Origin of the sequence: uncultured Dokdonia sp., assembly GCF_937910895.1 — a bacterium.
Taxonomy (GTDB): Bacteria; Bacteroidota; Bacteroidia; order Flavobacteriales; family Flavobacteriaceae; genus Dokdonia.
Genome location: NZ_CALEMI010000099.1, coordinates 1 through 4651 on the forward strand (window position 1 = coordinate 1; position 4651 = coordinate 4651).

Consider the following 4651-nt stretch of genomic DNA (forward strand, 5'->3'; position numbering starts at 1 on the left):
AATTCAAAGATGTTAATTAAGTTTTGTGAAGTAATCTCTCTTTTGAGATGATGCCATAAGCGTAGCGTCACAGCAGCGTCTTGCTCTGCGTACTCTCCAACGTGAGATGCGGGAAGCTTCCACATTTCTCCTTTCGGATCTAGACCCCACATTTTGGCAGCCTCGTAGAGTTGGGCTTCCGATTTTGACTCTTTTAGATAATCTTTTGCTAATGAGTTTAGGTCAAATCGAAACCTGTTTTCATCTACAAGTGGTGCCGCAATAAGAGTGTCTATTATTTTACCTTTAATGTCAACACCCATCGCAGTAAGCCAACCTACGTCATAAAAAGCATTATGAAATATATAGTTAATATTTTCGTACGAGCATTGTTTTTTAAGCCATTTAGTAACAATAGCTTTGTCCATGTTGGGCGGTGTTTCGTGAGCAATGGGGTAGTATCCTTTCCACCCGTCTACAGCTACAGCGATACCAACAACTTCACCATTCTTGCGTATATATCCTGGTCCTGTATCTTTGATACCAGGGTCGCGTGTTTCTAAATCAATTGCTATCTCGTCATAACCAGATAGATCAGGGAAGTGGTCAGGCATAACCCATTCACTAGGCATGCGATGTACTTTAGGAAACCAATTAGGTTGATCTTTCACGTTTCTTCCTTCTTCTTTTCATTCCTTCATAAATCTTTTTCCAGTCTTTACCAAATTTACCTTTGCCTAACTTCACAAGATGCTTTGCCGCTTGCTTGTTTAGCTTATCAATAAAATCTTCAACTTGCTTGTCGTTCATGAAAAAATATAGGTTCGTATTCAAACTGCGCTTCCGTACGACGCACAATCACTAATTTCTTTTTGGCTCTTGTCATACCAACATAGAAAACTCTTGCTTCATCATCTCTACCTTGTTGTGTTTCAGTAGATGATTTGTAAGGACCATAAGATAAATCCGTTAACAACATAACATTGTCTCTCTCCCCACCTTTACTTGCATGTATTGTTGATACTTCTATACGTGGTGTGTCATCTAATTTATTTCCTTCACGCATAATAGCTCTGAGATAATTTATTCTCTTTCTTAATCCTTTCGCATTCAATACATCATACCATTTCATTGTACGAACGTCTATGTCTTTGATTGTTTCACGCAAACCATAATCTTTTATTAAATCTTCTAATGTGTAAACAGCAGCATGATCACCTTTAAAGGTACCGTAGTTTCTTTTTATGCGTGTGCTATCCATAAACTGATAAACAGTATCACATAACTGACCAGAAACTTCTTTACCATTTTGCAACGTGGTCCACGCTTTGATAGCTTCAATATATTTTAAATTAACAACCGATTGTCCGTAACGTTTATACAACCAACCAAACTGTTCCAAAGATTCAGAAACTTGTTGCACAATCTCATGTGTACGACATAAAATTAACCACTCGCCTTCAGCCAATCCTTTGTTTAAAGGTCTGATATTTAAGACTTTTCTCTCGCCTTCTTCATCTCTTGGCTTGTAACTTTTATCAATTCTTCGTGATATTGACTGTGCTAATTTTGTGGCAATAGTGTGCACACTTTTAGGAATACGATATGACTGTGTCAAAGGAATAATAGTGTTAGCATCATTTTTAGCCATGGCTATAAAGTGTTCAATGTCTGCACCTGCCCAACGAAAGATTGCTTGATCATCATCACCAGCAACATATGTTTCAATTGGTTTTGCCACTTCTTGTATCATATTTATTACTTGCCATTGATGTGCAGATAAATCTTGTGCCTCGTCAACAAATAAATATTTTAATGGTGGCGGATTTTTTTTCTTTAAAAAATGATTAAAGTAATCAACGTATTCTAATTTATCTCTATCACGTTTAAAGTTTTTTAAATCTAAATCCATTTGTTCAATCGTGTTCCGTGCGCCGTAGTCACTGAGCTTAACAGTACGAAAGATTTGATTGAGTCTATCGTCATCATCAGGAAACTTTGCATACGCTAAATTAATTAAGTCTTGATACTCACTCTTTGCGGTTGGCATAGATATATCCATACCATTACCTTTCTTCATCTTGTTAACAAAGAAACGGCCCGTGTCCCGTGATAAGTCATCGTAGTCACTTTGATCCATGATCTGTGATTGTTGTAACTGTAATCGTTTATAAGCGAGCGAGTGAAGCGTACAAAAATAAGGGAACATCTTTTTTAGTTCCGCCTCACTCCACTCCTCCTTCGTGACTCTGTCACGAATCTCTTCAGCAGCTTTTACTGTAAAACTAAAGTATCCAATCTCATCTGGTTTACAATGGCCACCACTAATTAATTTATCAACTTTATTTTTTAAAAATGTTGTCTTACCTGTGCCAGGAGGACCTATAACTATATTTCTTTTCATTAGTATGGCTCCTCTTCTTTAAAATCTTTTGACTTAACAATGTATTCTGCATCATTAACAGTCGTTGGTATCTTCCAAATATGTGTAACTTTATCATTTATACGCAGCTTCTCTGCAGTGCCTTTAAAATCAGAGAATACTTTAAACTGTCCTACATCACTTAATTTATTAAAACGTTTTGTTTTAAGAAAGTCTCTAAATGCTTGTGGTTTAAACATATAATTATTTTCTTGCTCATACACCATGCCTTGCAACATATCTTGTCTGTCTTTTGCTCCACCATTGTTCTCTATAAATATCTGTAGATACGATAAGAACTGACCATTAGAACTTACCTCGCCTGGCATAATAACTTCTTCAAACCCAGGATCATCAAACAATGACTGTACTTTATCTGCCCATGCGTCTCCTTTAATTGGTTGAGGACTTTCATTTATTTGTTTAACACAAGCTCTTCTGTATCTAGGAAACTCTGCCAAGGTATCACCGTCAATAACTAAAACTTTACCATTGTGTGTAACTTCAAACATAGGATCATCAGAAACAAACTTTTTCAAACTAACAATAGAAGAGGCAGTTCCTTTGCCGATACCAAACTTAGTATTTTTACATTTCATTTCTTCACACACATCTTTAAAAACCTTTAACTTACATCTGTAAAAATAATTTTTTCTGTCGCCTACTTGATTTAAAAGTGTTTGAACTTCTTTACTAGGCAACGGCGGATGAAAATATTTTAAATTATATTCATCTAACTTTTGTTCTAACTCTGTATCTTGAAAACGTTGTCGTAAATAAATACCCACTTGAAATAAACATTCGTTCCGTGAGCCTTGAGCAAAGCCTCTTGATGCTAATGTCACTAAACATGGAGGAGCTCCTTTCCAATCTGTATTCTCACGTTCTTTTTTCTTAATAGCTACCATGCCGAGATTCGATACGACTTTACTTTCATAATGCGCTATAAACATATCCAGATTATCCAATGCATTACCTTCATCATCTAGCGCATATCTTGTCGGATACTCTGGGTGGTTATACGGCAAGTTTAAAAAGTTTCCTGTCCCTTTCGGGTTTAACTCTATTTGTTTTGGAAAAATTTCACTTTCACCATAACCTAACCATGCAGCTATCTCTGTCAGTTTCATCTGCATATCTACTGCTTTTACTGACTCTTTTACAAATAAAAATACATGAGCACCGCCACTCTTTGATTTACATACAACCAGTGGTAATTTATTTTCGAGGATCTGTTTGATTAATTTTTTATGATCGAACCCATCATAGGAGTCTATATCAATAGCACCCCACGTACAGGTGTTGTCGTCTTTAATGGGAATGATACCAAGCGATGGTTCTTTTCCATCAAGATGATCATGCCATTTCTGTTCCGTTAGCTGTTGTTTTTCTATCCAGGATTTTGCTTCTAGTTTACCGTTCTCATTCTTTGAACGGCTTTCAGTTTGACCATAAGCTCGATCAAGCCCTGTAAAAATCTCTATAAATCGTCGTCTCTGTTCTGTCATTCTTATACCTAGTTGAGGGAGCGATTTTCAGGAGGAAAATGATATGCTCCCTCGATTAATTTAACGATATGTTTAGTACGGTGTTTTTTCGCCGTCGTCAACACTTTCGTCATCATGCTTAACTTTTACTTCACCAGCATCAACAGACGCGGAGAAAGCCTTTGCTTGTGAATACAAGTCAGCATCTTCGATTGGACCGACCCGAGAGACGTCCCAACCAAACCATTCGCCCAAATCATTTGATTCTGCAATCGTTTTGAGTGAGTAAATGTGAGAGTATGAAGGAGGTGTAAATAGCCCCTTCGCACCTTTTAGCTTTAACCCAAGCATCAAAGAATTCCATCTTTTAGACTTCTTTCTTTGTGTGCTTTTCATAGCGATTAGAGCCTGTGACCAAACTCCATTATCGCTTTTGATTAAACAAAAGTGATTAGCCGTATCTTCGATATAGTTACCATTGGTAAGTCTATCTTTACGTTGATCATCTCTTGTTGTTTTTGACAGTATATTACTGTCGCCTGAATGAATATTAACAGGAGCACCAGTGCCCTTGCCTCTATCTTGCCATTCAATATATTGACGTTGATATGAACAAGGTATGACCTGTACCCCTTTATCTCCATCAAATATTTCTTTTGTCAGCGTATTGTAGATCATTCCACTTTCCGCTCCCTCAATGTATTGAGGATCTCTCTTCTTAATCTGTGGTGACGTATCACTCAGAATACGAAGAAAAGGAATT

4 protein-coding genes and 1 pseudogene are annotated in these 4651 nt (G+C 36.9%); all 5 read right to left on the reverse strand.

All coding sequences use genetic code 11. The annotated features are described in order from the left end of the window. Positions 1-650 (reverse strand): annotated as a pseudogene (locus Q0505_RS12240) (hypothetical protein); the annotation flags it as partial. Continuing rightward, positions 634-789, reverse strand: a complete 156-nt coding sequence (locus Q0505_RS12245) for a hypothetical protein (protein ID WP_299213221.1) — start codon at positions 787-789, stop codon at positions 634-636. The gene Q0505_RS12245 and the pseudogene Q0505_RS12240, both read right to left, overlap by 17 nt. Then, entirely contained in the window at positions 770-2383 is a 1614-nt protein-coding gene (locus Q0505_RS12250; RefSeq protein ID WP_299213223.1) for an ATP-dependent helicase, read from the reverse strand. The genes Q0505_RS12245 and Q0505_RS12250 overlap by 20 nt, the downstream gene beginning before the upstream one ends. Next, positions 2383-3909 (reverse strand): primase C-terminal domain-containing protein, encoded by a 1527-nt coding sequence (locus tag Q0505_RS12255; protein ID WP_299213225.1) that lies wholly within the window; start codon positions 3907-3909, stop codon positions 2383-2385. Before Q0505_RS12255 ends, Q0505_RS12250 begins: the two co-directional genes overlap by 1 nt. Before the next feature lie 72 nt (positions 3910-3981). Then, positions 3982-4651: hypothetical protein (locus tag Q0505_RS12260; RefSeq protein ID WP_299213227.1), on the reverse strand; the 670-nt coding region annotated here is incomplete at its 5' end.